The organism is Thermogutta sp. (assembly GCF_014359955.1).
In the GTDB taxonomy this organism is placed as follows: domain Bacteria; phylum Planctomycetota; class Planctomycetia; order Pirellulales; family Thermoguttaceae; genus Thermogutta.
This window is the reverse complement of the sequence record NZ_JACIYL010000370.1, coordinates 1-4,217: the sequence shown is the minus strand read 5'-3', so window position 1 is coordinate 4,217 and position 4,217 is coordinate 1. Positions and strand designations below refer to the sequence as shown.

Below are 4,217 nucleotides of genomic sequence, written 5' to 3'. Positions count from 1 at the left end.
GTGAGAACACGATCTGCGAGGACGGATCTGGAAAGCCCTCCACATCGTTATGACACGGGATGATCGGGGTCGGCAGATTGTCGGAAAGAGTGGGTGGGGCAGAAGTGAAGTCAAATTGACCGCTGCCGCCCCCCGCTTGGAGATCGATGGTGATGCTTTGAATCGTCAATCCAGCGGGGAGGTCCGGGGACGCCCGAAACACAATGCCCCAGGCGTTGTCCTGGGCAAGGTTTCCCGGTCCCTGCGCAGTGGCATCAATAAGGACGGTGCCAGGGCTGCAGCCGGGGCGCTTGCTGGCATCAAACACAATAGGGCAGGTGGCGTTGGGGTCGCGGATGACCGCCCCAAAAATGAGATTGCCTCCGGGGCTGACACCCCCGACCGGATCTCCCGGTTGCACACAGCAGGTGAGGTTCTCGTTTGGATTGGCTGGATCAGGAGTGGGGTCGTAATTGGGGGCGATTTCTAAAGGAAGCCCCCGAACACGATTGGCAGCCGCGTAAGCAACCCCGATCTGGCGAGGGATATACGTGGAACCGCCACCGGCATCACCCCAGGCTTTCACGGCGGCCCGGGCTGCCGCTTCCAGGGCGTTTTCCAGCTCCACACGTGCAAGCCAGAGGTGCCCCAGTTCCACGACGAACCCAAAAAGGATCAGGAAAATTGGAAGGGTGAGTATAAGCCACAGGGTGGCAATTCCCCGACGACCGGCGCGGGCTGTCTCTGACCGGTGTTTGAAAGGCGGGAGTCTGCGTGTTGACAATAAGATGTTCATGCCTTGATCCGACAGAGATGAGTATGACAACTCCGTAGCTTGCGGACGTGGCTCACTTCTCGTAGGCCCACACGGTTGAGAGGGTGGTTGTCTTGCACCCACCTGCCAAGTGCAGCCCAAAGACTTTCAGTAACTCCGGCATAACATCGGCCTTTGGAACCGTGATAAGTATCCGTACATATTTCCCGGGGGGAACGGGACTGAGTTTGCTTGGGAGAGGTGCGCCGGTGGGCTCCACCAGACTGACGGGTGTTCCTCCCACATTGTGTTCCAGAACAATGATTCGTCGTGTCAGACCGAAAGCGGCCAGTTGCTGGTCGATGGCCTGGACAACGTTCGTGGGCACGGGATCGCCTTCCACAGTGGAAAGTCCAGCGGTTCTGGCCGCTTCCTCGGCACCGACGCGGGTGGCGAAGGCCAGCTCCTGCAAATTGGCGAAGTACTTTCCGAACTGGACGGTGGCGAGAAGCGCCATCAGCATGAACGGGAGCACGAGGACAAGCTCGAGGCTCAGGACTCCACGGTGAAATGGAGGTCGCTGCCTCCGCGTCCGCGTGGACGCCGCCCACCCTCGTTCAGCGAAACCGCGTAAATTTTTGGGAAGACGAGCCAAATTCATGATCTTGGTTTCGAGAAAGAGCTTGTTTCTGACAAGCGACCGGACTGCCGGAGGGGCTTTGTGCAAACCCCGTGCCGCTCGAAAAAGGGCGGGCACGCACGGCCCCATTAAGCACGACGAGCTGGCCTTAGAGCGATGAGTGACAACAACATTCGCGGGAAGATGTTTCAAAAACGCAACATTGGCCGCCGAATGAATGGCTGGCCCTCCGTCCGGTAGAAAAGGTGGCGGACCGGGCAAGGATGCATCGTGGGACAAGTCACGATCTCAGGGGCGAGTTCGTCCTGCCTCACGAATTTCCTGCAGGCGTTGTGCCATGGCCTGGGCTTTCTCTGGCAACTGCTTCACGAGATTGTGCTGTTCGCCCGGATCTTCGGCCAGATTGAACAGCATTCCTTCCGGGGCGACGCCGAGTTCTGTGCCCGTGTTAGCGTTAATGGCTGGGCCCTTACGCGGTGGAATGTATTTCCAACTTCCCTCGCGCAAGGCCAGAACACCGGCCTGTTCCACCAATTCATCTCGACCGTGAGCCGACTTTCCGAGGATTGCATCGAGGACGTTCATGCTGTCGGGAGCTGCCTCCGTAGGCAACGGTTGACCGACGAGTTGGGCCAATGATGCGAGAAAATCCACGTGGCAGACCAGGGCATTGGTTTCTTTCCCGGCCGGGACATGTCCGGGCCAGCGAACGATCATGGGGACCCTGGTTCCCCCTTCAAAGGCGCTGTACTTTCCTCCACGCCACGGACCGGCTGGCTTGTGATCTCCCAGGTGTTCCACGGAACCATCGCGATACCCGTCGTCCACAACGGGGCCGTTGTCACTGGTGAAAATCACAAGGGTTTTGTCTCGCAGTCCAAGCCTGTCCAGGGCGGAGAGGATTTCTCCCACGCACCAATCGAATTCCACCGCCGCATCACCCCGTAGGCCGCACTGACTTTTGCCCACAAAGCGGGGATGCGGGAGACGCGGGACGTGGATGTCATGCGTGGCGAAGTAGAGGAAGAATCGCTTGTCACGGTGATCCTCCATGAAGCGCAGGGCTTTTTGAGTGAGGACGTCGGCCATATCTTCGTCCACCCAACGGGCTTTCTTGCCACCGGTCATAAATCCGATACGGCTGATACCGTTGATAATCGTACCATCGTGTCCATGGCTGAATGGATATTTGAGCAGGTCGGGTCTTTCGCGGCCCGTCGGCTCGTCGCCGATTTTCTCTTTGTAACTGACGCGGATAGGATCGTTCGGATCGGCACCCACCACTCGATGGTTTTCCACATAGACGCAGGGAACACGATCCCCGGTTGCCGGAATAATGAAGGAATAATCGAAACCGATTTCCAGCGGACCGGGCTTGATTTCGCCATTCCAGTCGATTTCCCCCGCACCCAGTCCCAGGTGCCACTTGCCGACAACCGCCGTCGTGTAGCCCGCCTTCTTCAATACGGAAGGCAACGTGACCCGACCTGGCTCGATGATTAATGCCGCGTCTCCGGGCAGGACACCGGTGCCACGTTTGCGGAACGCGTACTCGCCTGTCAACATGGCGTACCGCGAAGGCGTGCACGTGGCAGCGGGCGAATGGGCATCGCGAAAGAGCAGTCCCTCTCGGGCAAGGCGATCAATGTTGGGTGTGGGAATCCGCTTCGCACCGTAGCAGCCCACATCTCCGTAGCCCAGATCATCTGCGTAGATGAGCACAATGTTCGGCAGGTCTTTTGCGGGTGCGACAGACCTTGCATTTTCCGCCCGAACAACGCCCAAACAACAGATGGCCAGAATAGCCAGACCGCAACGGGTAACCCACGGCATCATCCGCTTCATGGTGCGCCTCCCCCAGTTGAGCGCGCAACTGAAAAAACCTCTGTTCAGGACACCGCAGGCTTCCATTGTAGCTTCCGCCTTTCCGAGATAGAAGTTTCTAACGCTAACACCGGAGATTTGGCGTCGCTTGGAGTGGCACGCCGAGATCCTAAGCCCGCTGAGTGTCGCCAAACCGGCACGTTGCGCGCAGAACGGTTGGTTTACAAGGGAGAACATGCTTATTTGATCCCGCCCGCCGCTGTCGCGTGGCGTCCTATGCGATAGATTCGCGCCCGAAGGTCATCCACAAGCCAGTGACATGCGCAGGAGTGGATGCTTTCCACCATTTCCATATCGTCAAGCGGAACGTGCAGCCCGGCTTGCTGGATTTGCTTCAGCTTTCCGCCATCAAATCCTGTCAGGCCATAGGTTCTCAGACCATGCGAGTTTGCCCACTCCACGGCCTTAAGGACGTTCGGACTATTACCGGAGCCGCTGATCGCGATGAGGACGTCGCCCGGACTACCATAATTGGCCAGTTGCTGCACGAACACCTGATCGTAGCCCATATCGTTCCCAAGGGCCGAAAGCCAGCTTATGTTGGCTGCCAGGCTGACGGACCGAAAACCGCGGCGTCGATCGGTGCGAAGATCTTCTTCCCGGATGACTCCCTTGGCGAGGTCCTGGGCGAGGTGGTTGGCGGTGGCTGCTGAGCCACCATTTCCACAGACGAAGATCCATCGGCGATGCTCCCAGGCGTCGTACAGCCAGTCCGAAAGTGTTGCCAGCGCAACGAGATCAAGTTTGCAAAGTTCCTCCGCCAGACGATCGAAATAGGCCTTCGGTTCCAGCGTTTCCCCGAGCACGGTGCGTGACTCCTCTGCCAAGTGAGTGTACCAGTGTGAATCTACTGAATTGGGCGGTCGCTTTCGAGACAGCCGATCGAGCGATCCGTTGCGGGCGCGCATGTTCCAGACGCGGGCCCATTGGCACACGGTCGCCTCAGTATCCCCATCTGTA

The 4,217-nt window shown here is 58.5% G+C and carries 4 protein-coding genes; all 4 read right to left on the bottom strand.

Annotated elements, in window-relative coordinates:
• A partial coding sequence (locus H5U08_RS11485) for a TadE family protein (protein ID WP_297033129.1) occupies positions 1-775 on the bottom strand: 775 nt, incomplete at its 3' end.
• 52 nt (positions 776-827) lie between these two features.
• Positions 828-1,394 carry a TadE/TadG family type IV pilus assembly protein gene (locus H5U08_RS11480; protein ID WP_297033127.1) on the bottom strand — a complete coding sequence of 189 codons (567 nt, stop codon included), beginning with the start codon at positions 1,392-1,394 and terminating at the stop codon, positions 828-830.
• Between the two features lie 267 nt (positions 1,395-1,661).
• Entirely contained in the window at positions 1,662-3,218 is a 1,557-nt protein-coding gene (locus H5U08_RS11475) for an arylsulfatase (RefSeq protein WP_297033125.1), read from the bottom strand.
• 218 nt (positions 3,219-3,436) lie between these two features.
• The coding region (locus tag H5U08_RS11470) for an SIS domain-containing protein (protein WP_297033123.1) at positions 3,437-4,217 on the bottom strand (781 nt) is incomplete at its 5' end.